Raw genomic sequence first — 26,215 nt, 5'->3', positions numbered from 1 at the left:
ACACCGCGCTGAGAGCACGGAAGAGTGGATCATCAACCGGCTTCAGCCGTAGGTGTCTCGCGGGCCCCGACCCCGGACGTGCCGCGGGCCGTGGCGCCAGCTCGGCCCCTGGGGACCCGTGACCCTGATCCGCCGCACGACGTCCGGGCCGACCGCCTTCGCCAGCTGCTGGAGCAGCTGCCGCTGCAGTGTGCGGAGCTGGGTGGCCCAGGCCGTGGACTCGGCCTGCAGGACCAGCTCGCCGTCCCGCAGGGAGACGGGCGTGCAGTGGTCGGCGATGTCCGGCCCGACGAGGGAGTTCCACCGGCCGAGCACAGTCGCGTCGGTGAGCCGGGAGGACCAGCCGCGGTCCATCGCCACCCGGGACACCACCCGGCCGAACGGCTGCGGGTCCCGGTTGTCGGGACCGGCCCCGGACCAGCGCCGACGCCGCCCCCGGGTGCCCTTGGGACGCTCGCCGCGCTGCTCGGCGGCCTGCTCCCTGCGCTTCTGCGCGTTCGCCTCCCGGGCCGCGGCGAGGGCGTCCCGAGCGAGGTCCGCACCCCGCTTCTCGCCCTCCGCCGGACTGCGGTGAGCGGTGTCCCCGGCGCTGTCCCCAGGGCTGTGGGCAGAGCTGTGGGTGGCCGGCGGGGTCGACGGTCGCTGGGCGGCGTTGGGCGGCTTCTTGTGACTGGAGTCACCAGAGGAGCGGGAGTTATCCACAGTATCCACAGCCTTGTCCCCAGGAGCGCCCCGTTCGGGGGGCTCTCGTCATGGTCCGTACCCCTGCACGTCAGGCCGAGTTCGACGGGTCGGACCGGCGCACGGCGCCGCCACCCACCGCGAACCGGGTGCCGCGCAGCTGCGCCGGGACGTCCTCGTCGACGGCCGCGGTCACGATGACCTGTTCCGCCTCTGCGGCGACCGCACACAACGCGCGGCGGCGTTGGGCGTCCAGCTCGGCGAAGACGTCGTCCAGGATCAGGACCGGCTCGACGTCGTCCGCCTTGAGCAGCCGGTAGGACGCCAGCCGCAGGGCCAACGCGATCGCCCAGGACTCGCCGTGGCTGGCGTAGCCCTTCGCCGGGCCCTCACCGAGGTTGAGCAGCAGGTCGTCTCGGTGCGGGCCGACGAGGCACACCCCACGCTCGATCTCCTGGCGGCGGACCTGGGCCAGCTCGTCGAGCAGCATGACCTCCAGGTTCCGGCGGTCCAGCTCGCCGGGGATGGAGCACCTGTACCCCAGCGTCAGCGGGTCCGACGTGGGCGCCACCTCGGAGAACGCCTTCTCCGCGTGGGGCGCGATCCCCTCGACCAGCTCCAGCCGCCCGGCCAGCAGCGCGGCGCCGTGCCGGGCGAGGTGTCCGTCCCACACCTCGAGCGTGGAGAGGTCGGCCTGCCGGTTCCGTGCGGTCTTCAGCAACGCCGACCGCTGCTTCAGTACGCGGTCGTAGTCGCTGCGCACGCCGGCGTAGCGCGGGAAGCGCGCGACGAGCAGCTCGTCGAGGAACCGCCTGCGCTCACCGGGATCGCCGCGCACCAGCGCGAGATCCTCGGGCGCGAACAGCACGCAACGCAGGATCCCGAGGATCTCTCGGGGGCGCGGGACCGGCGCGCGGTTGACCCGCGCCCGGTTCGCCCGCCCCGCGGTGATCTCCAACTCGACGAACAGCTCGCGGCCCTGGTGCACCACCTGCGCCCGCACGATGGCGCGCTCGGCGCCCCGCCGGATCAGCGGGGCGTCGTTGGCGACGCGGTGCGAGCCCAGGGTGGCGACGTAGCCGACGGCCTCGACGAGGTTCGTCTTGCCGACGCCGTTCGACCCGACCAGGACCGTGATCCCCGGCTCGAGGTCGAGCTCGGCCCGCTCCCAGGACCGGAAGTCCTCGACGGCCAGTCGCCGCAGGTGCATCAGCCCTGCGTGCTGCCGGTCCCCGAGCTGGGGCCCGCGTGGTCGCCCGGCGCGCCGGACGGTCCGGCACCGATCTTCTTCACCGCGTGCCCGCCGAACTGGTTCCGCAGTGCCGCAACGGCCTTCATGGCCGGCGACTCGTCCTGGCGCGAGGCGAACCGGGCGAACAGGGCGGCGGAGATCACCGGCAGCGGGACGGCGTGCTGGATGGCCTCCTCGATCGTCCAGCGGCCCTCGCCGGAGTCGTCCACGTAGCCCTCGAGGTCCGCCAGGTGCGGGTCCTCCTTGAGCGCGTTGACCAGCAGGTCCAGTAGCCAGGAGCGAACGACCGTGCCGCGCGACCACGCCTCGATCACCGCGGGCACGTTCTCCACCAGCGGCGAGGCCTCCATCAGCTCGAAGCCCTCGGCGTAGGCCTGCATCAGGCCGTACTCGATGCCGTTGTGCACCATCTTCGAGAAGTGCCCGGCGCCGACGGGGCCCGCGTGCGCGAAGCCCTCCTCGCGCGGTCCCTCGGGGCGCAGTGCGTCGAAGATCGGCATGGCGAGGTCGATGTGCTCCTGCGCCCCGCCCGCCATCAGGCCGTAGCCGTTGTCCTTGCCCCAGATGCCACCGGACACGCCGCAGTCGACGTAGCCGATCCCCTTGGCGTGCAACAACTCCGCGTTGGGGGCGTCGTCGGTGTAGCGGGAGTTGCCGCCGTCGATCACCAGGTCGCCCGGCTCGAGGATGTCCGCCAGTGACCGCACCGTGGAGCGGGTCGGCTCGCCGGACGGGACCATCACCCAGACCACCCGGGGCGCGGACAGCGCCTTGGCGAGATCGGTGAGCGACGGGACGTCCGTGACGTCCGGCCGCGGGTCGTACCCGACGACCTCGTGGCCCGCCGCCCGCACCCGGTCCCGCATGTTCCCGCCCATGCGGCCCAGGCCGATCAGTCCGAGTTGCACGTCCCGCTCCTCGCTCGTGGGTCTACCCGTCGACACTCATCGTGCCGGCGATCAACCCGGGAGGCGCACCGGCATCAGCAGGTGGAGGTAGCCCGGGGTGGCGGGGGGCGCCGCGTCCGTCTCCGAGCCGTCCGCGGGGGGCAGGACCGGGCGCACGAGCGCGGGCCGGTTCGGGGTCGTGAAGGTCAGCTGCGCCTTCTCGGTGTGCAGGGCACCCAGGGCGTCGAGCAGGTAGCCGGGGTTGAACGCGATGGTCAGCGCGCCGCCGTCGAGCGCGCAGGGCAGCTCCTCCTCGGCGCTCCCGACGTCCTCGCCGCCCGCCGCGAGCCGCAGCCCGTCCTCGCCGAACTCCATCCGGATCTGCGCGACCCGGTCGGCGACCAGCGACACGCGCTTGATCGCCTCGACGAGCGCGGCGACCTCCAGCTCGGCGGCCGTGGTGTGCTCGGCCGGGATCAGCTGCCGGAAGCGGGGGAACTCCGCATCCAGCAGGCGGGTGGTGGCGCGGCGGCCGCCGCCGGTGAGGCCGAGCATGCCGTCCCCCGCGGACAGGGAGATCTCGACGCTGCCCGCACCCGCGAGCGTCTTCGCGACGTCCGACAGGGTCTTCGCCGGGATGAGGACGGCGGTGGAGCCGCTCGCGTCCTCCGGCTGCCAGTCCAGCTCGCGCACGGCCAGCCGGAACCGGTCGGTGGCGGCGAGGGTCAGCCGGGTGCCCTCGATCTCGAGTCGGATACCGGTCAGCATCGGCAGCGTGTCGTCTCGGCCCGCTGCGACGGCGACCTGGGCGACCGCGCCCGCGAGCTCGGCCGCGTCGACCGCGCCCGCCCGCTGCGGCATCGACGGCAGCTGCGGGTAGTCCTCGACGGGCATGGTCGGCAGCGAGAAGCGGCTGTTGCCGCAGTTGATCGTGGCCCGGGACCCGTCGACGACCAGGTCGACCGGCTTGTTCGGCAGGGCGCGGGTGATGTCCGCGAGGAGCCTGCCGGAGACGAGCACCTTGCCGGGATCGCCGATCGTCGCGTCCAGCTCCACCCGGGCCGAGGTCTCGTAGTCGAAACCGGAGACCGTGAGCCGGTCCCCGCCCTCGGCGGACGCCGCGTCGACCAGGACGCCGCCCAGGACCGGCACCGGCGGCCGCGCGGGCAGGCTGCGGGCGACCCAGGCTGCGGCATCGGCGAGCACGTCGCGTTCGACCCGGAACTTCATGCGAGGGGGACCTTTCACCGGTGGCCACTGGGTGTGACCGGGAGGCGGGCACACAGAACTGACTGTGAGGAGCCCGGATCTCGGACGGTTCGCGGCGGGTCGTCCCCTCGCGGCTCGGCCGGTCCCGGAGTGACTCCACCGACGCTCCGGGAGTCCGGGTTCGGCCGACTCACCGTAGAGCCTCCCGAGCCCGGGTGTCACGTCGGCGGTGTGCGTCCGACCCGGCCGCCCGTCCGGGGCTCCATCCACCGCGTTGTCTCTCTGTAGTTCTTCGAAGGAGAGAGATACAGCCGTAGAGATAGGGCCTGTGCACAGTGTGGATGGAGCCTTTCGTCGCAGGTCAGGCGGTGCGGCGTCCTGGGGACGGAGCCTGCGGACGGAGCGGGGACGGATCGGCGGGGCGGTGGACAGCCCGGCCGTGGGCGATGTTGTTCCTGGGTTGTCCCCGGCTCGGGGCCGAGTTGTCCACCGTCTCGGGGGCATCCGTCCACCGGTCCCGGCGCGACAATCCACAGAGTTGTCCCCAGATGTGGGTGAAGCGTGGCCATGCGTCCACGCTGTGCGACCGGTCGGCGTTCTCGCGGCGACGCGGTGACGGCGCTCGGACCCTCTGGAGTCCCGCCCTGCACACGATCTGCAACGGTCCGTGACGGAAGCGGTCACGGGACGGCGGTCCCGATCGACGGGCTGTGCGGCGAACGCTCATTAGCAGACGACGAACGGTTCGTATGGGAGCGACACGCGGGTTGCCGAGATCTCGATTCGGAAACGGCGTGGTGGACGACGAGGCCGCGTTGTCGATCTCGCACGGGGCCGTTGTCGATCTTCGAGGCGACCCGCGGGTGGGTCGGTGAGCCTCGCTGGGGTCCGAGCCCCGTGCTCCATGTGGGTGTGAGCATGGTGACGGAGCGAGTTGTGTCCTCGGAGTGAGGAAGGGGGTGGATGCGCTGGGGACAACTCGACGCGGGACGGCGCTCCGGGACAGGACCACCGGCCGCGGATGATCGTTCCGACGGTGCCGGGAACGTCCGGGCGAGCGCCGACGCGTCACCCCCGGCGCGACGGCCGGGAAGCGCTCAGTGCCGTGCGCGCTGCTTGATCCGCGCGGTGAGCTCCTGGACCTGCTCGAAGGTCTTGCGGCGCAGGGAGATCTCGTTGCGGATCTTCTTGTCCGCGTGCATGACCGTGGTGTGGTCGCGGCCGCCGAAGGTCTGGCCGATGCGCGGGAGGGAGAGGTCGGTCAGCTCGCGGCACAGGTACATGGAGATCTGCCGGGCCTGCGCGAGCGCCTTCGTCTTCCCCGGCCCGCAGAGCTCCTCCATCGTCACGTCGAAGAACTCGGCGGTGACGGCCATGATCGTCGGCGCGGTGATCTCGGAGGCCGCGGAGTCCGGGATGAGGTCCCGGAGCACGATCTCGGCGAGCTGGGTGTCCACGGGCTGGCGGTTGAGCGAGGCGAACGCCGTGACACGGATGAGCGCGCCCTCGAGCTCGCGGATGTTCCGCTCGATGCGCTCGGCGATGAACTCCAGCACGTCCCCGGGCACCGCGAGCCGGTCCTGGGCCGCCTTCTTGCGGAGGATGGCGATCCGCGTCTCCAGCTCGGGCGGCTGGATGTCGGTGATCAGCCCCCACTCGAACCGGGTGCGCATGCGGTCCTCGAGGGTCTCGAGACGCTTCGGCGGCCGGTCGGAGGAGACGACGATCTGCTTGTTCGCGTTGTGGAGGGTGTTGAAGGTGTGGAAGAACTCCTCCTGGGTCCCCTCCTTGCCCTCCAGGAACTGGATGTCGTCGACCAGGAGCACGTCGACGTCCCGGTAGCGGCGCTGGAAGGCGACCTTGCGGTCGTCGCGCAGGGAGTTGATGAAGTCGTTCGTGAACTCCTCGGTACTGACGTACCGGACGCGCATGCCGGGGAAGAGCCGCTGGGCGTAGTGCCCCACCGCGTGCAACAGGTGGGTCTTGCCGAGCCCGGACTCCCCCCAGATGAAGAGGGGGTTGTAGGCGCGAGCGGGCGCCTCGGCCACCGCGACCGCGGCCGCGTGGCTGAAGCGGTTGGACGCGCCGATGACGAAGGTGTCGAAGATGTACTTCTCGTTGAGCCGTGTCTGCGACCGCGGCGCGACCGAGTCGTTCGCCTGCGGGGCCGAGTAGGTGGGCCACGGCTCGGGGCGCGCGTCGAGCGGCGGCGGCGCGCCACCCTCGACGCCCGAGGGCTCCGGCAGTGCGGCCGCGTCCGCGGGGTCGATCGGGATGCCCGCCGGTGGGGTGGGCACGTCCGCAGTGGCGCCGTCCGACCCGAGCGGCAGCGGACCGGGGGCGTTGGACTCCGCGATCGCCCCGAGCGACGGTGCCCCGTACGACGGCGCCCCGACCGGACGGCGCGACGGCGGGTCCGGGACCTCGGTGCCGCCGGACGCCGCGTTGGGGTCGACGACGACGGCCAGGTTGACCTGGACCCCGAGATGGCGGCCGATCGCCTCGCTGATGTGGCGACGCAGGATCCGCTCGATGGCGTCCTTGGCGAACTCGCTCGGCGCGGCCAGGAGCGCGGTGCCGTCCAACAGACCGAGTGGGCGGGTGAGGCGGAGGAACGCGCGCTGCTGGGCCGAGAGGCCGGGCCCGCCGTTGTCCGGGGGTGCGGCGAGGTCGGCGATGACCAGGTCCCATACCCGGGCGAGGTCACCTGCTTCGGCCACCGCTGGGCCCCTCTCTTCGCGTCGCCGGCTGGGGGCGGCTTCGCAGTCTGATCAGTCGTCTCGTGCGCGCGGAGTCCGAGGTATCCCCAGACTTATCCACACATGTGCACGACCGTACGCAGGGGAGCTCGCCGGGCCGCCGGCGACCCTCACCTGACGGACCGCGGTGCCCTCGACGAGCCGAAAGCGCGGAGCGGATGTCCCGATCCCCCCGGATGGAACGTGAAGGCCGCACGCTAACAACGACCGGCCCGAGACCACAAGATGCGCAGGTGGGACCCTGTTCGGGGCGCCCGTTCCCACCTGCGACGATGACGGGGAGCTATCTCGCCGTCACCCGGCTCGGGGTCGGTCCGGGGGTGGTTTGACCCTCGTTCGCGAGCTTAAGTACCCTGAACCGCAGGCGCGCCCCGTTCTCGGGTGTGCGCACGACCAGAGCAGCTACCGACGGCCCCACCAGCGGTTCGTCGATCGGGAGAGACGACCGTGAGCAAGCGCACCTTTCAGCCGAACAACCGCCGCCGGGCCAAGACGCACGGTTTCCGGCTCCGGATGCGCACCCGCGCGGGCCGCGCCATCCTCTCGGGGCGTCGCCGCAAGGGCCGCGCCGCGCTCTCGGCCTGACCTCCTCGACGTCGGAGTGCTGCCTGCCGGCGCCCGGCTGACCCGGCGGGACGAGTTCGCCTCGACGATCCGCCGCGGTCGCCGCGCAGGGCGCACCCGCCTCGTCGTGCATCTGGACGTGAACCCGAATCCGGTCCTCGCCCCGAGGGCCGGATTCGTCGTGAGCAAGGCCGTCGGCAACGCCGTGGTGCGGCACCGGGTCACCCGTCGGCTGCGGCACCTCGTCGCGGACCGGCTGGACGCACTGCCCCCTGGCGCGATGCTCGTCGTGCGGGCGCTCCCGCCCGCCGCCACGGCCACCTCCCGCGAGCTCGGAGCCGATCTGGACTCCGGGCTCCGCAAGGCGGGCGCCCGGTGAAGCCCTCCCCCGTGGCCCGTGTGCTCATCGGGCTCGTGCGCTTCTACCAGCGTTGGATCTCCCCGAACCTGCCGCCGAGCTGCCGCTTCTATCCCAGCTGCAGCGCCTACGCCCTCGAGGCCGTGCAGGTGCACGGCGCGGCGAAGGGCACCTGGCTGGCGCTGCTACGGCTGCTGCGCTGCCACCCGTGGCACCCTGGCGGTGTGGACCCGGTGCCGCCCCGGGCACCCGCCGCCGATCCCGGACCCGACCACTGCACTGAGAAGTGCGAGGAGCAAGCGCCGTGCTGAACTTCATCTACTACCCCGTGTCGTTCATCATGTGGGTCTGGCACAAGGCGTTCGGCTTCGTCTTCGGCCCCGACTCGGGGATCTCGTGGGTCCTGGCGGTCATCTTCCTGGTCTTCACGCTGCGCGCGATCCTGTACAAGCCCTTCGTCGGGCAGGTCCGGTCCATGCGCAAGATGCAGGACATGGCGCCGGAGATGCAGCGGCTCCGGAAGAAGTACGCCAACGACCGGCAGAAGCTCGCGCAGGAGATGCAGAAGCTGCAGTCGGAGAACGGGGCCAACCCGCTCGGTGGCTGTCTCCCCGTCCTGGTCCAGGTCCCGGTGTTCATCGGCCTGTTCCACGTGCTGCGCGAGTTCCGGCCCGGCAAGACGGAGAACTACTTCTTCGGCGCCGACGAGGTTCGGTCGTTCGTCGACTCGAGCTTCTTCGGGGCGAAGCTCGGCGCCACGGTCATCAATACGCAGTACTCCACGACGACCCTCGCCGAGCTCGGTGGGAACCTCACCAACCAGCTGATCGTGATGATCCCGCTGATGATCCTCGCGGGCATCTTCACCCACATCACGGCGCGGCACTCGGTCGCCCGGCAGGCCGCCAACCCGGCCGCCATGGCGAACCAGCAGACCGCGATCATGCAGAAGCTGATGCTCTACGTGTTCCCGATCGGCGTGGTCGTCGGTGGCCCGTTCCTGCCGCTGGCGATCCTCTTCTACTGGGTGTCGAACAACCTGTGGACGCTGGGCCAGCAGTACATCGTCTACAAGAAGATCGATGCCGAGGAGCGGGAGATGAAGGAGAAGGCGTCCCAGCAGCGCAACGCGCTGGCGCCCCGCCCCGGCCAGAAGCCCAACCGCAACGGCGCCACTCCGAGCGAGCCCGAGGTCGTCGAGCAGGAGATCGAGGACGTCGACTCCGCTCCGGCTCGGAAGCCCGGGGCCAAGCCCGTGAACAAGCCCAAGCCCGGCGCGAAGCCGGTCGGCGGCAAACCCGCGAACCGGCCCGGTGGGCACGGCGGCGGTAACCGGACGCAGGCCCGCAAGGGCAAGAAGCGCCGGTAGCAGACCTTCGAGCGGGGTGCGCCTCGCTCACGTCGTCCGGATCGCCGTTGGTGGTCCGGACGGTTCGCGACTGGAGAGGAGACGTACCGTGCCGAAGACCGCGGAGGGCGGGTCGGAGGATCAGCTGATCAAGGAAGGCGACATCGCCGGGGACTACCTCGAACGCCTCCTGGACATCCTGGACTACGACGGCGACATCGACCTGGACGTCGAGGCGGGCCGCGCGATCGTCAGCATCGACGGTGGCGAGGACCTCGCGAAGCTCGTCGGGGAGAAGGGCTCGGCGTTGGAGTCCCTGCAGGAACTGACCCGGCTGGCGGTGCAACAGGCCTCGGGGAACCGCAGCCGGCTGATGCTCGACATCGCGGGCTGGCGACAGAACCGCCGAGACGAGCTCACCGAGCTCGGCACCCGCACCGCCGAGGAGGTCAAGGAGTCCGGCGAACCGGCCCGACTCCGTCCGATGACCCCCTTCGAGCGCAAGGTCGTGCACGACGCCGTCGCCGCGGTGAAGGGCGTCTCCAGCGAGAGCGAGGGCGAGGAGCCGCGCAGGCAGGTCGTCGTCTTCCGCGACAAGTGACTCCCTGCAGCACGCCCTCCGTGTCCTGTTCGGACCGGAGGGCGTCGCTGTCTCTTCTCCGAGTTTGAGGTTTCACGTGGAACACCCCCCACCCGCGAGCGCCGGTAAGGTCTTCGGTGACCGGCTCGATCTGGCGGCCCGCTACGTCGAGCACCTGGCGACCTCGGGAGTCGAACGCGGGCTCATCGGGCCGCGTGAAGCCGACCGGTTGTGGGATCGGCACGTCCTGAACTGCGCCGTCGTCGCGGATCTGGTGCCGGACAGCGCGAAAGTCGTGGACGTGGGCTCGGGAGCGGGCCTCCCCGGGATACCGTTGGCGCTGGCCCGACCGGATCTCCGGATCGTGCTCGTCGAGCCGCTTGCCCGTCGGGTGGAGTGGCTGGTCGAGATCGTCGAGGATCTCGGCCTGTCGCTGACGGTCGAGCGCGGCAGGGCGGAGGAGAATGTCATCCGGCGACGATGGGAGGGGGCCGACGTGGTCACCGCTCGTGCTGTCGCTCCGCTCGCCCGTCTCGCCGCCTGGTCTCTCCCCCTGCTCCGCACCGGTGGCAGGCTGCTCGCCGTCAAGGGCGCCTCGGCTCCCGAGGAGATCGACCGCGATGCCGCGGAGGTCCGCAGGCTCGGCGGCGGTACGCCGTGGATCGAGCACTGCGGCGCGGGCATCGTCGACCCGCCGAGCACGGTGGTGGCGGTCGAGCGCGAAGGCCGGCCCGCCGGTCGGTCCCGGAAGAAGCGTTCCACGTGAAACAGCGTCAGGAAGGTCCCCCGCGATGAGCCTCGGCTGGACCCCGATCGCCGAGGAGGCGGAGCGAGCCGCCCGCCTGCGGCATCCCGATCGGCACCGCATGCCCAAGCCCGCGCACCGCCGGATCCTGTCGGTCGCGAACCAGAAGGGCGGCGTGGGCAAGACGACCAGCACGGTCAACGTGGCCGCCGCGCTCGCCATGCACGGCCTGAAGGTTCTGGTCGTCGACCTCGACCCGCAGGGCAACGCCAGTACCGCGCTCGGCGTCGAACACCGGGCCGGCACGCCGTCGGTCTACGAGGCCCTGCTGGGTGAGATCAGCATGGTCGAGGCCACGGCGACGAGCACCGCCTCGGAGAACCTGCTCTGTGTCCCCGCCACGATCGATCTCGCGGGCGCTGAGATCGAGCTGGTCAGCATGGTGGCCCGGGAGTCGCGGCTGCGGCAGGCCCTCTCGGACGAGGTGCTGGACGAGCTGGGTGTCGACTACGTCCTCATCGACTGCCCGCCCTCCCTCGGCCTCCTGACGGTCAACGCGCTCGTCGCGGCGCAGGAGGTCCTGATCCCGATCCAGTGCGAGTACTACGCGCTGGAGGGTCTCGGGCAGCTGCTGAGCAACATCGACCTCGTCCGCTCGCACCTCAACACCGCGCTGCACGTGTCGACCATCCTGCTCACCATGTACGACGGCCGCACGAAGCTGGCCGACCAGGTCACCTCGGAAGTTCGGCAGCATTTCGGCAATACGGTCCTGCGGACGGTGATCCCGCGTAGCGTGAAGGTCTCCGAGGCACCGGGCTACAGCCAGACCGTGCTCGCGTACGACCCCGGCTCTCGGGGTGCGATGAGCTACGTCGATGCGGCTCGGGAGATCTCGGAGTACGGCTCGCACATGGGTGCCGGCGCGGAGACGAACGGGGTGTAGATGGCCGAGCGCAAGGGCGGATTGGGTCGAGGTCTGGCCGCGCTGATCCCCACGAGTCCGACGTCCACCCTCGGCTACGGCTACGGGTCGACCCAGCCGACGGATCTGTACCAGACCCTGCCGACTCCGGTGACCCCACCGGTGGAGGTCGGCGCGGTGTACCGCGAGATCCCCGTCGGCGCGATCCGGCCCAACCCCAGGCAGCCCCGCACCCAGTTCGACGACGAGCACCTCGCCGAGCTCGAGCACTCCATCCGCGAGTTCGGGCTCCTGCAGCCGGTCGTCGTCCGGGACATGGGTGAGGGCCTGTTCGAGCTCGTGATGGGCGAGCGGCGCTGGCGGGCCTCGCAACGCGCCGGGCTCGAAGTCCTGCCCGCCATCGTGCGCAGTACCGGCGACGAGGCGATGCTCCGGGACGCGCTGCTGGAGAACATCCACCGCGTCCAGCTGAACCCGTTGGAGGAGGCGGCCGCGTACGAGCAGCTGCTCGCGGAGTTCGGCGTGACCCAGACCGAGCTCGCCGACCGGATCGGTCGCAGCAGGCCGGTCGTCACCAACATGATCCGGCTGCTGAAACTGCCGGTCGCGGTCCAGCGCCGGGTCGCCGCAGGCGTCCTGTCCGCCGGACACGCTCGAGCCCTCCTGGGGCTGGACGACGCCGCCGCCCAGGAGGAGCTCGCCACCCGGATCGTCGCCGAGGGCCTGTCGGTCCGCGCGACCGAGGAGGCCGTGGTCCTCGCGCGCAACGAGGCACCCTCGGCGAAGCAGCGGAAGCCGCGCGGACGCCCGTCGGTCAGTGAAGGCATGACAGCGGTGGCGGACCGCCTCTCGGATCGCTTCGACACCACGGTCAAGGTCGAGATGGGTGCCCGCAAGGGCAGGCTCGTCGTGGAGTTCGGATCCGCGGAGGACTTCGAGCGGATCGCGCGGATGATCGAGTCGGACTGAGCGACTCGCGCCGTGCGGGGTGTGCGCGGCCGCCGTGCCGTCGCCGGGGCCTGTGATCTCACGTCGACTGCTCGGAGTGATCCGCCTCGGCATCCGCGTGCGCCTCTATCGCGTCGTCGACCTCTCTCGTCGTCCTCGGTCAGCACCGTCTTCCGGGGTGATCCGGACGGCCGCCAGACGCCGGTGGGACGTCGCACGTCGAGACCGGGTGGATCCTGGTGGCGGTGTTCCACGTGAAACGGGTGGCGTCGACGGGAATCTCCGAGCCTCTCTGATCGCCGGGCACGCGGTACGGAGCCGGCCCGTCCGACGTCGCGTGATGGGCGGCGTGCGCTGCCGAGCTCGGAAGCGAACGCGCCGGGATCGAGGGTGCGCGTCGTGGGTTCCGGACGCGCGTTGTGGGTTCGGGCTGCCGTTATGGATTCGGGTGGCATTGTGGGTTCGAGCTTGTGCGGTGGGTTCGAGCTGGCGCGGTGGACTGGATGATGAACGCGCAGGCTCGGGCATCCTCGCTGGTTCCCGCAGTGAGTGCGGTGGGCGCGGTGGGTGCGGTCACGAAGCCTCTGCGCAGCGTCGCCGCGGAGGTCCGTGAGTCGGTGCGCAGGATGTGCGTGCGCCCGGGCCCAGGGCCTTGGGGTCGCCGGGATCCCGGACCAGCGGCGGGAGCCCACGTGAAGCGGTCAGCCGCGCTCGACCGCTCGCTCGACCAGAGCAGCGAACACCGCGCCGAGATCGCTGCCCTCGGCGGCGACCGCGGTGGGGAGCAGGGAGGTGTCGGTGAGTCCCGGCGACACGTTCACCTCCAGGATCTGGACCATCCCCTCCTCGTCCACGACGGCGTCCATGCGGGAGAGGTCGCGGAGCCCGAGGAGGGCGTGCGCCTCCAGTGCGGTTCTCTGCAGCAGGGCGATGGTGTCGGAGGACAGGCGGGCCGGGCAGTGAAAGGTCGTGGCCCCCTGGGTGTAGCGGGCGGTGTAGTCGTAGACGCCGCCCGGTGCCTCGACCTCGACCGGCGGCAGCGCCCGAGGCTCGGCGCGGTCGTGAACGACGGAGACCGCGACCTCGGTTCCGATCACGAACCGCTCGGCGAGCACGGTGTCGGCGTACGCGAGGCAGCTGACCATGGCGGCGGGGAGATCGACGGCGGCCCGCACGACCTGGGCGCCCAACGCCGAACCGCCCTGGTCCGGTTTGAGCATCAACGGGAGTCCGAGGCGCTCGACCATCGCGTCCAGGACGGACTGGGCCCCGAGCTCGCGGAACGTCGTGTGCGGAAGCGCGATCCAGTCGGGAGTGTGGAGCCCGGCCCGCGCGAACTCCGCCTTAGCCGTCGGCTTGTCCCAGGCGCGTCGGCAGGCCGAGGACGGAGTGCCGACGAAGGGAACGCCGAGGAGCTCCAGCACGGCGTGGATGGCCCCGTTCTCGCCCTCTCCCCCGTGTAGAGCCACGATGGCGGCGTCCGGACGCTCGGTGCGCAGGCGCTCGATCAGGGTCGCGTCGGCGTCCCACTCGCGGACGTCCAGTCCGCTGGCGCGCAGCGCTCCGGCCAGACGTCGACCGGAGCGGAGGGATACCTCGCGCTCGTGGGAGAGTCCGCCCGCCAACACCGCCACGCTTCGATCGCTCACCCCGGCATTCTCCGCCACGGTGGAGGGACGCCCTCGACGGGGATGTTTCACGTGGAACGATGACCGGCCGCGCGTCTACATCCTGCCCCGGGCTGACTCCCCTCGACGTCGCGACGAGTCCAGACGAAACCCTGATGAATCCGTCGCGACGCGGGCGATCGGGTCTCGGGGGCGCGTGTCCGCGGCACGCGGTTGACTCGCGGGTGTGAGGCCGCGGCAGTGTTGGGGCGAGTCGCCCACCTCGTTGCGCGGCGACTGCAACGCCCGCACGGCGCAACGGCCAGGAGCGGAGTCGGTTCAGGTCTTCCTGGGCAGGTCGGCGGTTCGTCGGCACAGGTTCGCCAGGATGGCGGCGCCCACAGTGGCCGTGTTGTCGGAGGCGTGGGCAGGTCACCGTTGCGTGTCCGCCCACTTGCTCACCCAGCACGTATCGAGTGCTTGGTGGCGAGAGGGATGAGGCCTGGTTCGACGTGCAGCAATGCGAGGCGCGCCCGCGTCGGGCGCGGCGGTTGGTGGGGTGCGGCAGTTGGTGGGTACGGCAGTCGGTGAGGTGCGGTGGTTGGTGGGGCGTGGCAGCTCCTGAGCGTGGCCGCTCGTGAGCGTGACGGCGGTGGACGCGGGGCTGCTGGACGGAGTCGCTGGTGACGCACGACCGCTGCTGGAACGGGTGGGTGGCGGGATGGAGCGGCTGATGAGCGTGTCTGGTTTGACGTGAGGCCCAAGACGCTGCGTGTACCGGATGACTGCGCCGGCCGAGGGGTTGGCTGCGCGTACGGTCGCGCGGCGTTGACCTCGGCCTGGTGAAGCGGACGTGGTGCGCGCCTGAAGCCGGGATTGTCGCGGCGTGGATAGAGTGGACTTCAGCCCTGACGCGGGCCTGACGCGAGGCGGGCCGCAATCAGAAGGCTGGGGTTCGCGACGGACGGCTAGTGTGTGGAGGAAGCAGAGGCTTCCCGCTTCTCATGCCTGGGACCCGCCGCCCGCGCGTCCGTCGAAACGGATTGTGGGTCGCTGCCGCCCACCCCGCGGTGCCGAGATCGACTCCCGGGGAGAGGCGGGGTCGATTCCCGACCGTTCCGCTCCTCGATGCTGGATCACGGAGAGCCCGCACCCCCGTTTCACGTGAAACACCGAATCCGGACGGACGCCCCGCAGCCACGAGACATCCGTCGGGGCGGTGTCAGGCCGTGTCGGGTGACGGGGTGTGCGAGCCCCGGCGCAGCTCCCGCGGCGGGGCGGCGGGGAGGCCGAAGGTACGGCGGACGTCCAACTCGGCCTCGATGACCCCGGCCAGCCGTCGCACGCCCTCGGTGATGCGCTCCGGCGTCGGATAGCAGTAGGACAGGCGGAGCTGGCGGCTGCCGAGCCCGTCCGCGTAGAAGCCGGTGCCGGAGGCGTAGGCGACCCGGGCGGTGACGGCGCGGGGCAGCATCGCCTTGGCGTCGACGCCCTCGGGAAGGGTGACCCAGACGTAGAAGCCGCCGTCCGGCACCGTCCAGGAGCAGCCCTCGGGCAGGTGCGTCTCCAGTGCGGTCAGCATCGCGTCCCGGCGCTCGCGGTACTGCTCGGTGAAGGTCTTCACCTGCGCGCGCCAGTCCTGCTTCTCCAGGTACCGGGAGACGACCATCTGCGTGAAGCTCGGCGGGCACAGCGTCGCGGACTCGGCTGCCAGCACCAGCCGGTCCCGGACGGCGGGAGGGACGAGCGCCCAGCCCACGCGCAGGCCGGAGGCGAAGGTCTTGGAGAACGAACCGAGGTAGATCACCGAGCGGTCCAGCGACCGCAGCGCGGGGTACCGGGTGCCGCTGAAGCCGAGCAGGCCGTAGGGGTTGTCCTCGACCACCCCCACCCCGTACTCGGCACACAGGTCGAGCACCCGCTGCCGCCGCGACACGGCCATGGTCACGCCTGCGGGGTTGTGGAAGTTCGGGATCGTGTAGAGAAACTTCGGGGTGATCCCACGGGCGGCGAGCGTGCGCAGCGCCTCCTCGAGCAACTCCGGCACGAGTCCTTCGGCGTCCATCGCCACGTGGATCACCTGCGCCTGGTACGCGGCGAAGCTGCCCAGCGCGCCGACGTACGACGGCCCCTCGGCCAGCACGACGTCACCGGGGTCGCAGAACAGCCGGGTGACGAGGTCGAGCGCCATCTGCGAGCCGACGGTCACCACGACGTCGTTCGGGTCCGCCTCGATGCCCTCCTCGCGCATCACGTCGCAGATCTGGTCGCGCAGCGCGGGCACGCCCTGGGCGGACCCGTACTGCAGCGCGACCTGCCCCTCGCGGGCGACCAGGTCGCCGATCTCCTCGGACAGCGTCTCCAGCGGGAGCGCGGCGAGGTTGGGCATCCCACCGGCGAGCGAGACGACCTCGGGCCTGCTGGCGACGGCGAACAGCGCACGGATCTCGGAGGCGACCATCCCGGACGTCCGTGCTGCGAACCGCTCGGTCGGAGGGACCGGCGCCGCTGCCGCCGCGGCCCGCTCGACGTCGTCGCGGCGGTTCGGGGACGGCGGGATCGTCACGAGGGATCCTCCAGATCGACATCGGAGCGCCATTGGGGCGCCGGGAAGAAGCACTTGAGTGTAACCAGGAAGGGTGTACGGCCCGCCCTTCGGCGAGGCCGGTTGACCGGTCGTCGCCGACGGGGTGTCGGACGCCCGCTCGCCGACCTACCATCAGACGTCCCTCGTGATCACACGGGGGCCCACGAACTGGAGCGGTCCCCACCGGGACCCGCCGGAGGTAGCACGTTGTCCTGGCACGTCACGGCGGTCAACCTCGACAACCTGGGGGATCTCCCCAAGCGCTGTCGCTCCTGCGTGTTCTGGGAGCTCGCCCCGCACCTCGCGAAGCAGGCGGAGGACTTCGGCACCACCGAGCTGGAGAAGGAGGCGTGGGTCTCGGAGATCCTCCTCGAGTGGGGCTCCTGCGGGAAGATCGTCTACGTGCGGGGCGCGCCCGCGGGGTACGTGATGTACGCGCCGCCGTCGGCCGTCCCGCGCGCCACCGAGATGCCGACCGGCCCGGTGAGCGCGGACGCCGTGCTGCTGACCACCCTCCAGGTCATGCCCGAGTTCGCGGGCGAGGGGCTGGGGCGGATGCTGGCGCAGGCCGTCGTCAAGGACCTCACCCGTCGTGGGGTCAAGGCGGTTGAGGCGTTCGGCGAGGCGAAGCCCGGCGGTGAGCCCGGCTGCATCGTCCCGGCGGACTTCCTGCGCAGCGTCGGGTTCAAGACCGTCCGTCCACACCCGCGGTGGCCGCGGCTGCGGATGGAGCTGCGGTCGGGGATCACGTGGAAGGAGGACGTCGAGCACGCGCTCGAGCAACTCCTCGGCACGATCACGATTCCGATGCAGCCCGCGGCTCCGCCCGCGCAGCGGATTCCCGCGCGCGTACAGGCGATCTGAGGGCTTGCTGTAGCGCCCGCTGAGCGGCTGAAACACATCGGTGTGAGTAAGGGGCGCGGGGAGGCCGGAACTACCGATTCCCGGCCCTGAGAAGGTCGCTGAGCTCTAGATGGCCTGCGCCTGGTTCCGCAGCTCGTGGGCGAGCACGTCCGAGAACGTGAACGTCCCCGTCGGCTGGTCGTTCTGCCCGAGCAGGTACAACCGCTTGACGGCGACGAGGATCCCCTCCGCGACGACGTCCCGGAACCCGGGGTCCAGCAGCTTCTGTCGGTCCCCGATGTGCGTGAGGTAGCCGAGCTCGACCCGGACCGTCGGCATGCGGGTGAGCCGCAGCAGCTCCCACGTCCGCCCCTGGCTGCCGCAGTCCAACATCGCGGTGCGGGTGAGCAGCTCACGCTGGATCAGTCCCGCGAGCGCCTCGCCGACCGTGGAGGTGGCGCCGGAGCCGTTCCCGAAGTGGAAGGTCGCGAGGCCCTGGGCGTGCATGCTCTGATTCGCGTCAGAGTGAAGAGAAAGTACGAGGTCCGCGTTGGCCTCGTTGGCGAAGCCCGCCCGCTCGGCGTCCGTGGGGCAGGTGTCCTCCCGACGGGAGAGCAGCGCCTCCATCCCGGTCGCCGACATGCGCCCGACGAGCCTGCGCCCGAGGTCCCACATCAGGTCCGCCTCGCAGACCCCGGAGGCCTGCACACCGCGGTCCAGGCCGCCGTGACCCGGGTCGACCACGATCCGCTTGCCGCGCATCCGCGGTCCGGCCCGCCGTAGGAGCTCCTGCTCCCGGAGCAGGCCGGGGCTGCCGCCGGTCACCTTGCGGCCGAGCTGGCGCAGGGCGCGCAGCGTCGCGGGACCGCAGACCCCGTCCGCGGCCAAGCCGTACTCCCGCTGGAAGCGGCGCAGCGCGGCCTCGGTCTGCTCGTCGAACACCCCGGAGGGACGGCCGGGGTCGTAGCCCAGCTCGAGCAGCCGGGTCTGCAGCTGCCCGACGTCGTCCCCGCTCATCGGCGACGACACGAGCAGGGCCAGCATCCGGTCCCCCAGGCTCCAGCCCGCCTCGCGCAGCGCGCGGTAGGTGTCCGGCCCGACGATCCCGTCCGTGATGAGCCCACGGCGCTGCTGGAAGGCCTGCACGGCACGCTCCAGCTCGGCGTCGAACAGGTCGGGCGCGGTGGGGCCGGGTGCGGCGGCCACCAGGCCGAACCGACGCAGCGTGTCCCTGATCTCGACGACCGCTGTTCCACGGTCACCGCGGCGGAGCAGCTGCATGCACCCCTCGCTCGGTCTCGACGTCGCGGACCGGTTTCCCGGTCCAGGCCGCCGACCATTCTGCACCGCGCGGCCCCGGACGGGGGACAGCGGCCCCGGCATGGGCGTGTCCCCGCCGTGAACGGCGGGGACACGCGCCGGACGGCCGCGCCGCCGGAAGGATGATCGCCGGGCGTGCGAGGAGATCGGCGACCGGCCGTATCCTCACAGTCGGGGGCTCCGCCCCGGGCAACCCGCGAAGGCTCGGCCCCCGACGACCCCCGAAAGGGCGGAAGATCAGCCCAGGTAGTCCGAGAGGTCGCTGAGCAGAGCGGCCTTCGGCTTGGCGCCGACGATCGTCTTCACCGGCTTGCCGTCCTTGAACAGGATCATCGTCGGGATGGACATGACCTGGTACTGCTGGGCGGTCTTGCCGTTCGCGTCGATGTCCAGCTTCGCGACGGTCAGGTCGTCCTTGTGCTCACCGGCGATCTCGTCCAGCACCGGGGCGACCATCTTGCACGGCCCGCACCACGTGGCCCAGAAGTCCACGAGGACGGTCTTGCCGCTCTTGAGGACGTCGTTCTCGAACGTGGCGTCGGTGACGTCCACGGTGTTGTTGCCCATCTGCGATGTCTCCTTCTCTGGGGGTCTCAGCGCACTGCCGCGGCGACGTCGGCGGTGTCGGAGCCGTAGCCGCCGCCCGCGAGCTCGGCGTCGATCGGGGCGTCCGCCAGCCAGCGCTCGGCGTCGATGGCCGCGGAACAGCCGGAGCCGGCCGCGGTGATCGCCTGGCGGTAGGTGTGGTCGACGAGGTCGCCTGCGGCGAAGACGCCGGGGACATTGGTGTAGGTCGTGGGGGCCTGCGTCTTCACGTAGCCCTCCTCGTCCAGCTCGACCTGGCCGCGGACCAGCGCGCTGCGCGGGTCGTGGCCGATCGCGACGAACATGCCGGACACCTCGAGCAGCGACTCCTCGCCGGTGACCGTGTCCTTGAGCTTGAGCGCGGTGACCCCGTTCTCGCCGACGACCTCCTCCACGGCCTTGTTCAGCTGCCAGTGGATCTTCGGGTCGTTCTGCGCGCGCTCCAGCATGATCTTCGACGAGCGGAACTCGTCGCGCCGGTGCACGACGGTGACCGTCCGTCCGAAGCGGGTGAGGAAGGTGGCCTCCTCCATCGCGGAGTCGCCACCGCCGATCACGGCGATGTCCTTGTCGCGGAAGAAGAAGCCGTCACAGGTCGCACAGGCGGAGACGCCGCGGCCGAGCAGCTCCTGCTCACCGGGGATGCCCAGGTAGCGTGCTGCGGCGCCCATCGCCAGGATCACCGCGCGGGACCGGTAGGTCACGCCGTTGGCGGTGACCTCCTTGACCGTGCCCTCGAGCTGCACGGACTCGACGTCCTCGGAGCGCAGGTCCGCGCCGAACCGCTTGGCCTGGCCACGCATCTGCTCCATGAGCTCGGGGCCCATGATCCCGTCGGTGAAACCGGGGAAGTTCTCGACCTCGGTGGTGGTCATCAGGGCGCCGCCGAACTGGCTGCCCTCGAACACCAACGGGGAGAGCTGGGCGCGCGCGGCGTACACCGCGGCGGTGTACCCCGCCGGACCGGACCCGATGATGATCAGGTCGTGGATCTTCTGCTCGGTGGTCACCGGTGCCTCACTCCTCGTCCGACGTGCTGGCCTGCTCAACACGATCCTAGAAGCGGGCATTCCCCGGCCCCTCGCGGTGGTGTGGGGCGTGTCACCCACCCACGGTGAGATCGGCCAGGATCCGGTCGCAGCCCGGTGTCGGGACGACCGCGCGGACCACCCCGCGTATTCCCGTCCCTATGACGAGAAGGACGCCGTCGGTGCCCCCGAGCCGCACCGGGCGCCCGGCGAGCAACGGTCCGGTCGGCGCGGAGGCACCCGCCCTGAGCAGGCAGGACACCAACGCGGGCGGGTCGGCGAGGGTGCCGACGTCCCGCGTCCGCTCGGCGAGAACACGGCTCGCGGCGGAGCGGAGATCGGTCGGTGGTGCCGACGGTGGGGGCCCGGTCAGCGCCACTCCCACGAGGGCGGCCGCCGCGGCCGTGAGCAGCAGACCGCGCCGTCGTCGGCGACCGGTGGGCGGGACGGCCCGGCGTCCGGTCGCGTCCACCGGCGCCGGAGTGGAACCGGCCGCCCCCCGGTCGATCGCGTCGAACCCCGTCGCGAGTGCCCCGGCGACGGCGGCGGGCAGCCGCTCCCGCGGCACCGCGGCGAGGTCGGCACGGGTCGCCGCCAGGGCCCGCAGCACCCGAGCCGTGTCCGGTTCCCCTGCGGCCAGGACGCGCGCGGCGGACTCCTCGTCCGGCAGCCCGGCCGCCGCCTCGGCGATCCGGGTGAGCCCGCCCCCCGTCGTCATGCCTGCTCCCGCAGGTGCCCCAGCAGCGCCGCGAGCCGGATCCGACCCCTGGCGCAGCGGCTCTTGACCGTCCCCACCGGCACCTCCAGGATGGCCGCCGCCTCCGCCACCGGATATCCCTCCACATCGACGAGAACGACCGCCAGCCGCTGCTCGACGGGCAGGTGACCCAGCGCGTCCACCACCGCGAGGCGGGTCGTGGTCCGCTCCGCAGGGTCTCCCGCCGCGTGCAGGAGGTGGTGCCTGCGGCCGAGCGTCACGTGCGGGCGTGCCCGCTCGTGGCGGATCCGGTCGATGCACCGGTTCACCACGATCCGGTGCAGCCAGGTGCTCACCTCCGCCTCCCCGCGGTAGCCCGCGGCCCGGCGGTAGGCGGAGAGCAGCGCGTCCTGGACGACGTCCGCCGCGTCGTCCGGGTCCCGCAGGACACGCAGCGCCACGGACCACAGCCGGTCGCCGTGGCGGCGGACCAGCTCGTCGAACGCCTGGCGCTCCCCCGCCCGGAACGCGGCGAGCAACGCGCGGTCGGAACGGGCGTCGAGCAGGGGCACCCGGCGGACGCTAGGAGCGCGCCTCCGAGTCCGGCGCCGAACGGCCGGAACCGTTCACTTCTGCGAATCAGCTGCCCGCGCGGTAGAAGACGATCTCGTCCACCTGGCTGACGTAGGCCTCGCCGCTCCCGCTCAGCTTCGTGACCCACACGAGCAGGTGCTGTACGGGCTGGCTGTCCGCCAGGGAGATCATGGTCTCGCCGGAGTCGAGGGTCTTCCGGGTGAGCAGCGTGGTGTCGGCGAGGTCGGCCGTGGCGCTGGGGGCCGACCGGACCTCGACCACCGTGCCCGCGCTGGGCGAGGTGATCATGATCCGGGACAGCTGCTCGACGCTCGCGAACGACGCCATCAGCCCCACGCCGGGCTTGAGCGCGGGCAGCTGCTGCCGGTAGGTGTAGGTCGCCCATGCGGTGCGCGGGTCGCCGTCGACGGCCCGGTCGACCTGGTCGGCGTTGTCCCGGTCGCCCTGGTCGTCCACGACCTCCATCGACACCCCGGTGATCGGGACGCTCTCCGCGGGCCCGCCGGGCACCGCACTGGCGGTGCTCTGCTCGCCGACCACGATCGCGGGCGCGGACGGTTCGCCGAACAGCGACCCGATCTGCACGCCGAGGTAGCCGAGCACGGCCAGCACCGCCGCGGCCAGCACACCCAGCCCGATCGCGAGCTTGCGCCGCCGCCGCGGGTCCCGGTTCTCGGTCCTGCGGGTCCTGGCCTGCCAGACGTCGTCCGGCCCGACCGCGACCCCGTCGTGCTCCGGGGGGAACAGGGCGGCGCGCTCGTCCTCGGCCACCACCTCGTCGATCATCCGACGCACGGCGGCCGCGGTGTGCACCCGACCGACGCCGCTCGGCGGCGTGACCGCCAGCGCGGCCCCGCACACGGCGTCCAGCTCGACCGGGACCCCGGGCCGCAGCGCGGAGGGCGGGACCGGCGAGCCGTCCTCCTCCCGCGTCGGCGAGGGCAGGCCCGCCCGGGCGGCGTCCGACCCGGAGAGCGGCCAGCGCGAGGTCAGCAGCGTGTAGAGAACGGCGCCCAGGCCGCGGACGTCGTCCTCGGGCTCGACGCCGGGGCGCGGCAGCACGAACGCGACCTGCGCCCGCCCGTCCCCGGTGACCCGGATCCGCTGGGGGTGGTCGGTGCCGAGCACCAGCCCGCGCCCGTGCGCCTCCTCGGCGGCGGCGGCGAGCTGCGCGACCATCCGGGCGGCGCGGTGCGGCTTGATCAGCCCGTCCGCGACGGCCTCGGTGAGGCTGCGGTCCGCCACCCACTCGGTCACGGCCGCGCCGAGCACGTCCGGCGGGACGCCCGGCGAGTTGGCGGCCAGGACGTCCAGCAGGCGGGCGCAGCCCTGGTGCTCGAAGCCCCCGGAGCGCAGCGCCCGGACGATCATCTCCGCGGCCCGCGCGGTGCCCTCGGGATCGTCCTGCCCCTCGTCGGCGGGCCTGCGGCGCAGCACGGTGAGCCCGACGTCCCGCTGCAGCACGGTGTCCTCGGCCCGCCAGAACTCGGCTCCCGCGCTGAGGTCGGACCCGACCCGCGCGACGAGCCGGTAGCGGCCCGCGAGCACGGTGCCCGCGCCGCTGCCCGCGGTGGACCGGACCGGGCTGGGGCGCCCGGGGGCGCTCGCGCGGGGCGTGTCGTCCGGTGCGACGGCGGGGCTCGGGATCGGCGGCGCGCCGGTCGGCACGGTGATCCCCGCGCCGGACACGGCCTTCTCCCCCGCCTGCCCGCTCACGTCTCGTCCCCCTCGTGCGGAACCGCCACCCCCGCGCCGGCCAGCCTACGGCAGATCACCGTCCGCGGACGACATCCCGCGCCGCGTCACGTGCGGCCCCACGGCGGGCACCTCCCGGTCACCGGGACCGGGACCCGCCGGGTGCATGACCCGGCGGACCTGCGTCGATGAGTCGTGTGGCGGCCCGACGGCCATCGGCGGAGCGGGGCGGGCGGGCGGCGGTGGCGGCCCGTCGGGCCCGGAGGGTCCGGACGGCCCTCCACCCGTTCCCCCGTCCGGTCCTGACCCGGAGCGGTCCCCGCGGATGCGCCGCCAGATCCGTCGACCGGCGAGGAGGACCAGCAGGGCGCCCGCCGCGGCCGTCAGCCAGATCGTGACCGTGCCGTAGACCGTGGAGCGGACCTGCAGCCGCGTGGGCTCGCCCAGCGCTCCCCCGTCCGGGGTGCGGACGGCCGCCTCGACGGTGAACTGCCCGGCTCGCAGGACCTCCGCGTTCACCCGGACCTGCACCCGCCCCAGCGGGGGGACGCGCTGCACCGGGATCGGCGCGACCCGCAGACCGGCGGTACTCGTCAGTTCGACGCGAACAGTCATCGTGATGGGGAGCCCGTTGGCCACGGTCAGCGGCACCGGCGCGTCCCGGGTGCCCAGCGAGAACGGCCCGGGGGGCTGCAGCACCCGCACGGACCCGACGAGCTCGCCGATCCGGGCCGAGACGAGGTCGGCCTGTGCGGCGGCCTCCGCCGGTCGGCCGCGCCACTGTGCCGACGCGCCGCGGAGCAGCCCGCGCAGCAGCGGATCGAAGACCTGATCGGGCGGCGCGCCGACCCCGACCTCGTAGTCCGACGCCGCGCGCAGCCGCTCGACATCGTCCCGGGCGGCGGTCAGGTTCCGCACGACGGCGGGCGGGATCTCCTGCGCGCCGATCCGGAGCGGGTAGACCAGCCGTTCGCGGTCCGCCTCCGGGGCAGGCCCCGCCGCGACCGAGGCGCCGAGCGCGCGCGGCTCCACCGCGCCCGTCGAGATGAGCCTGCCGACGCCCTCCAGCAGCGCCGCGGCGCCCTGCCCGTCGATCCGCCACTCGTGCGGCGGGGCGAGCACGAGCGGGCCCGCGGCGGGGTCGGCGGTGAGCGCACGGAAGGCGAGGGCGCCGAGGGCGTCCTGCGCGCCCAACGGCCCCGGGCCGCCCGCGGGGCTGCGGCTGGCCGTGGTGTCCCCGGCCCCGGTCGCGGCCTCGGTGAGCAGCGGATCGGTGAGCACGGCGGTCGTGGTGGTGTTCCGGTCCGGGCCCGCGATCGGCAGCACCCCGGCGGTCCTGGCCGCGCCGCCCTGGTCGAGCGCGTCCGCCGCGAGGACGACGGCCGACGAGCCGTCCTCGGCCGTGGCGACGTCCTGCAGGGTGGGCTCGTCCAGCGCCCCCGCGACCGGCCAGACGGTGTCGGCGAGGACGGGCGTGCCCAGCAGCTGGCCCGCGATCCGGCGCCCGTCCGCGACGGCGCGGGCGGCGAGGTCCGACGCACCGGAGCGGACCAGGGCGACCAGGTCGGCGTCGCTCTGCGGGAGGGCCAGCACGCAGCTGCCGCGCAGCGTGGTGGACGTCTTGGCGAGCCAGGCCCGGGCGGCGTCCGCCCCCGCGCCCGGCGTGAGGGTGCCTTCCGCCGCGCGCACCTGGTAGCCGCCGGACATCTGGGACGCGGTCTCGACGAGCTCGGGATCCACCGCGACGCACACCCCGGCCCGCAGCGGCGACCCGACGGGTGCGCGCGTGGCCAGGGCGTCCACCAGGCCGTCCAGCCTGCCGCCGGGGGCGAAGGATGCCGCCAGGTCGTCGTCGGTGAGGGTGACCGGCTCGCCGGGCACGGTCGGGAGCCTGCGCGGCGGGTCGACCAGCGGGTAGAGCACCGTGGTCGGGTGCGGGTCGGGGGCGCCCGGCTGCCCCGGCAGCCCGAGCACGGGCAGCAGCATCCGCACCGCGGCCATCCGGGAGCGGACCCCGTCCCGGGTGGCGTTGACGTTGACCAACAGCGCGTGCACCCCGACCCGGGTCAGCGCGAGGGTCGACGCCGCCGGGCCGGTGAGCGGGACCGAGAGGGTGACCGGGGCGGACGCACCCGGGGCCAGGTCGGGCAGGTCGGTGAAGTCCGGCGTGACGGCGTCCGCCGCGTCGTCGCCGGCGAGCGCGTCCCGCACGGCGGCCTCGGTGCGCAGCGGGTCACTGCGCTGCACCCGCACCCCGATCGCGGAGACGGCGCTGGGACCGGTGTTGGTGAGCTGCCCGGTCACCACCAGCGTCGACGAGTCCGCGGTGACGATCCGGGGACCGACCCCGGTCACGTCGAGCCGCAGGCCGGTGTCCCGCTCGGCGACCGGGGCCTCCGGCTCCGCCGCGGCGGGGGCCGCGCCCAGCAGGAGGACCGCGAGCACCGCGAGCAGCGCCGCGGCCGCTCTCACGCGGTCTCCTCCAGCAGTTCGGTGGCCCGCCGGATCAAGCGGCGTTCGTCCGCGTAGGCCAGGCGGGCCTCCAGCTCGCCCAACGGGACCCAGGCGACCTCGGCGACCTCGACGTCGTCGTCGCACAGGTCGCCGCCGAGGGCCCGCATCAGGAAGTGGTGCACGGTCTTGTGCACGCGGCGGTCCTCCGCGACGAACCAGAAGTCGATCGTGCCCAGGGGTGCGACCACGCGCCCGATGATGCCGGTCTCCTCCTCGACCTCGCGCACCGCCGCCTGTTCCGCCGTCTCACCGGCCTCGATGTGGCCCTTCGGCAGGGACCAGAGCAGCCGTCCGCGCCGGTCCAACCTGCCGATCACCGCCGCGCGACCCAGTTCGCGGTCGACGACGAGCCCGCCCGCCGACGTCTCGTCCACCGTGCGCAGACGACGGCGTCGCTCGGTGGGCCGTCCCGCGCGGCGCCCTCCGGAGCGACCGCGGGAGGAGGACATGCGGCGATGGTAACGAGCCGGGGGCGCGCGGGCGGGTTCC

Annotated in this window: 24 protein-coding genes; 9 read left to right on the top strand and 15 right to left on the bottom strand. The window is 72.5% G+C overall.

The annotated features are described in order from the left end of the window. Nucleotides 1-42: 42 nt before the first annotated feature. The 5 genes from ABD993_RS08360 to dnaA form a co-directional block, all read right to left on the bottom strand. A complete protein-coding gene (locus ABD993_RS08360) occupies nt 43-711 on the bottom strand; it encodes a DciA family protein (protein ID WP_345414398.1) in 669 nt (222 codons plus the stop codon). 61 nt (nt 712-772) lie between these two features. Next, nucleotides 773-1,891, bottom strand: a complete 1,119-nt coding sequence (gene recF, locus ABD993_RS08355) for a DNA replication/repair protein RecF (RefSeq protein ID WP_345414396.1) — start codon at nt 1,889-1,891, stop codon at nt 773-775. Beyond that, the gene (gene gnd / locus ABD993_RS08350; RefSeq protein ID WP_425568919.1) at nt 1,891-2,877 is read right to left on the bottom strand and encodes a phosphogluconate dehydrogenase (NAD(+)-dependent, decarboxylating); all 987 of its coding nucleotides are present in this window, start codon (nt 2,875-2,877) and stop codon (nt 1,891-1,893) included. Before gnd ends, recF begins: the two co-directional genes overlap by 1 nt. Before the next feature lie 15 nt (nt 2,878-2,892). Further along, nucleotides 2,893-4,050, bottom strand: a complete 1,158-nt coding sequence (dnaN, locus tag ABD993_RS08345) for a DNA polymerase III subunit beta (protein WP_345414392.1) — start codon at nt 4,048-4,050, stop codon at nt 2,893-2,895. Between the two features lie 1,076 nt (nt 4,051-5,126). After that, nucleotides 5,127-6,749, bottom strand: a complete 1,623-nt coding sequence (dnaA, locus tag ABD993_RS08340) for a chromosomal replication initiator protein DnaA (protein ID WP_425568918.1) — start codon at nt 6,747-6,749, stop codon at nt 5,127-5,129. A 486-nt stretch (nt 6,750-7,235) separates the two neighbouring features. Here dnaA and rpmH point away from each other — a divergent pair, with 486 nt between their 5' ends. From rpmH to ABD993_RS08300, 8 genes are all read left to right on the top strand, one after another. After that, entirely contained in the window at nt 7,236-7,373 is a 138-nt protein-coding gene (rpmH, locus tag ABD993_RS08335; RefSeq protein ID WP_345414390.1) for a 50S ribosomal protein L34, read from the top strand. Between the two features lie 16 nt (nt 7,374-7,389). Continuing rightward, nucleotides 7,390-7,731, top strand: coding sequence for a ribonuclease P protein component (rnpA, locus tag ABD993_RS08330; RefSeq protein WP_345414387.1), 342 nt, complete (start codon nt 7,390-7,392; stop codon nt 7,729-7,731). Then, on the top strand, nt 7,728-8,021 hold the full coding sequence (gene yidD / locus ABD993_RS08325) for a membrane protein insertion efficiency factor YidD (RefSeq protein ID WP_345414385.1): 294 nt from the start codon (nt 7,728-7,730) through the stop codon (nt 8,019-8,021). Before rnpA ends, yidD begins: the two co-directional genes overlap by 4 nt. Next, nucleotides 8,015-9,079, top strand: coding sequence for a membrane protein insertase YidC (gene yidC, locus ABD993_RS08320; RefSeq protein WP_345414383.1), 1,065 nt, complete (start codon nt 8,015-8,017; stop codon nt 9,077-9,079). Before yidD ends, yidC begins: the two co-directional genes overlap by 7 nt. A gap of 88 nt (nt 9,080-9,167) precedes the next feature. Further along, nucleotides 9,168-9,659, top strand: a complete 492-nt coding sequence (locus tag ABD993_RS08315) for a Jag family protein (RefSeq protein ID WP_345414381.1) — start codon at nt 9,168-9,170, stop codon at nt 9,657-9,659. 76 nt (nt 9,660-9,735) lie between these two features. Continuing rightward, on the top strand, nt 9,736-10,404 hold the full coding sequence (rsmG, locus tag ABD993_RS08310) for a 16S rRNA (guanine(527)-N(7))-methyltransferase RsmG (RefSeq protein WP_345414379.1): 669 nt from the start codon (nt 9,736-9,738) through the stop codon (nt 10,402-10,404). A 25-nt stretch (nt 10,405-10,429) separates the two neighbouring features. Next, nucleotides 10,430-11,329, top strand: coding sequence for a ParA family protein (locus ABD993_RS08305; RefSeq protein ID WP_345414377.1), 900 nt, complete (start codon nt 10,430-10,432; stop codon nt 11,327-11,329). Next, nucleotides 11,330-12,277: a ParB/RepB/Spo0J family partition protein gene (locus tag ABD993_RS08300; RefSeq protein ID WP_345414375.1), complete on the top strand. Its 948-nt coding sequence runs from the start codon at nt 11,330-11,332 to the stop codon at nt 12,275-12,277. It begins immediately after the preceding gene. Between the two features lie 680 nt (nt 12,278-12,957). On the opposite strand, the gene ABD993_RS08295 is transcribed toward ABD993_RS08300, so the two are convergent. Both ABD993_RS08295 and ABD993_RS08290 read right to left on the bottom strand, forming a co-directional pair. Next, complete coding sequence (locus ABD993_RS08295; RefSeq protein WP_345414373.1) at nt 12,958-13,905, bottom strand: D-alanine--D-alanine ligase family protein; 948 nt, start codon at nt 13,903-13,905, stop codon at nt 12,958-12,960. A 1,180-nt stretch (nt 13,906-15,085) separates the two neighbouring features. Next, on the bottom strand, nt 15,086-16,429 hold the full coding sequence (locus ABD993_RS08290) for an aminotransferase-like domain-containing protein (RefSeq protein WP_425568917.1): 1,344 nt from the start codon (nt 16,427-16,429) through the stop codon (nt 15,086-15,088). A 228-nt stretch (nt 16,430-16,657) separates the two neighbouring features. Here ABD993_RS08290 and ABD993_RS08285 point away from each other — a divergent pair, with 228 nt between their 5' ends. Continuing rightward, complete coding sequence (locus tag ABD993_RS08285; RefSeq protein WP_345414371.1) at nt 16,658-17,314, top strand: GNAT family N-acetyltransferase; 657 nt, start codon at nt 16,658-16,660, stop codon at nt 17,312-17,314. A 105-nt stretch (nt 17,315-17,419) separates the two neighbouring features. Here ABD993_RS08285 and ABD993_RS08280 read toward each other — a convergent pair whose 3' ends face one another. From ABD993_RS08280 to ABD993_RS08245, 8 genes are all read right to left on the bottom strand, one after another. After that, entirely contained in the window at nt 17,420-18,574 is a 1,155-nt protein-coding gene (locus ABD993_RS08280; RefSeq protein ID WP_345414369.1) for an N-acetylmuramoyl-L-alanine amidase, read from the bottom strand. A gap of 276 nt (nt 18,575-18,850) precedes the next feature. Beyond that, nucleotides 18,851-19,180, bottom strand: a complete 330-nt coding sequence (gene trxA, locus ABD993_RS08275) for a thioredoxin (protein ID WP_345414367.1) — start codon at nt 19,178-19,180, stop codon at nt 18,851-18,853. A 26-nt stretch (nt 19,181-19,206) separates the two neighbouring features. Continuing rightward, nucleotides 19,207-20,208: a thioredoxin-disulfide reductase gene (gene trxB, locus ABD993_RS08270; protein WP_345414365.1), complete on the bottom strand. Its 1,002-nt coding sequence runs from the start codon at nt 20,206-20,208 to the stop codon at nt 19,207-19,209. A 91-nt stretch (nt 20,209-20,299) separates the two neighbouring features. Further along, entirely contained in the window at nt 20,300-20,944 is a 645-nt protein-coding gene (locus tag ABD993_RS08265) for a hypothetical protein (RefSeq protein ID WP_345414363.1), read from the bottom strand. Next, nucleotides 20,941-21,495, bottom strand: coding sequence for an RNA polymerase sigma factor SigM (gene sigM / locus ABD993_RS08260; protein ID WP_345414361.1), 555 nt, complete (start codon nt 21,493-21,495; stop codon nt 20,941-20,943). The genes ABD993_RS08265 and sigM overlap by 4 nt, the downstream gene beginning before the upstream one ends. Nucleotides 21,496-21,562: 67 nt before the next feature. Continuing rightward, nucleotides 21,563-23,233: a protein kinase family protein gene (locus ABD993_RS08255; RefSeq protein ID WP_345414359.1), complete on the bottom strand. Its 1,671-nt coding sequence runs from the start codon at nt 23,231-23,233 to the stop codon at nt 21,563-21,565. Between the two features lie 45 nt (nt 23,234-23,278). Next, entirely contained in the window at nt 23,279-25,684 is a 2,406-nt protein-coding gene (locus ABD993_RS08250) for a DUF6049 family protein (protein ID WP_345414357.1), read from the bottom strand. Then, a complete protein-coding gene (locus ABD993_RS08245) occupies nt 25,681-26,175 on the bottom strand; it encodes an NUDIX hydrolase (RefSeq protein ID WP_345414355.1) in 495 nt (164 codons plus the stop codon). The genes ABD993_RS08250 and ABD993_RS08245 overlap by 4 nt, the downstream gene beginning before the upstream one ends. Nucleotides 26,176-26,215: the final 40 nt, after the last annotated feature.

Origin of the sequence: Pseudonocardia xishanensis, from assembly GCF_039541715.1 — a bacterium.
Lineage (GTDB): Bacteria > Actinomycetota > Actinomycetes > Mycobacteriales > Pseudonocardiaceae > Pseudonocardia > Pseudonocardia xishanensis.
This window is presented reverse-complemented; position numbering and strand designations above follow the sequence as displayed.

What these genes read in the sequence shown, in the direction of transcription:
- recF (WP_345414396.1), bottom strand. Translation starts at nt 1,891, where the DNA reads ATGCACCTGCGGCGACTGGCCGTCGAGGACTTCCGGTCCTGGGAGCGG.
- dnaN (WP_345414392.1), bottom strand. Translation starts at nt 4,050, where the DNA reads ATGAAGTTCCGGGTCGAACGCGACGTGCTCGCCGATGCCGCAGCCTGG.
- ABD993_RS08305 (WP_345414377.1), top strand. Translation starts at nt 10,430, where the DNA reads ATGAGCCTCGGCTGGACCCCGATCGCCGAGGAGGCGGAGCGAGCCGCC.
- ABD993_RS08300 (WP_345414375.1), top strand. Translation starts at nt 11,330, where the DNA reads ATGGCCGAGCGCAAGGGCGGATTGGGTCGAGGTCTGGCCGCGCTGATC.
- ABD993_RS08280 (WP_345414369.1), bottom strand. Translation starts at nt 18,574, where the DNA reads ATGCAGCTGCTCCGCCGCGGTGACCGTGGAACAGCGGTCGTCGAGATC.
- trxA (WP_345414367.1), bottom strand. Translation starts at nt 19,180, where the DNA reads ATGGGCAACAACACCGTGGACGTCACCGACGCCACGTTCGAGAACGAC.
- ABD993_RS08265 (WP_345414363.1), bottom strand. Translation starts at nt 20,944, where the DNA reads ATGACGACGGGGGGCGGGCTCACCCGGATCGCCGAGGCGGCGGCCGGG.
- ABD993_RS08245 (WP_345414355.1), bottom strand. Translation starts at nt 26,175, where the DNA reads ATGTCCTCCTCCCGCGGTCGCTCCGGAGGGCGCCGCGCGGGACGGCCC.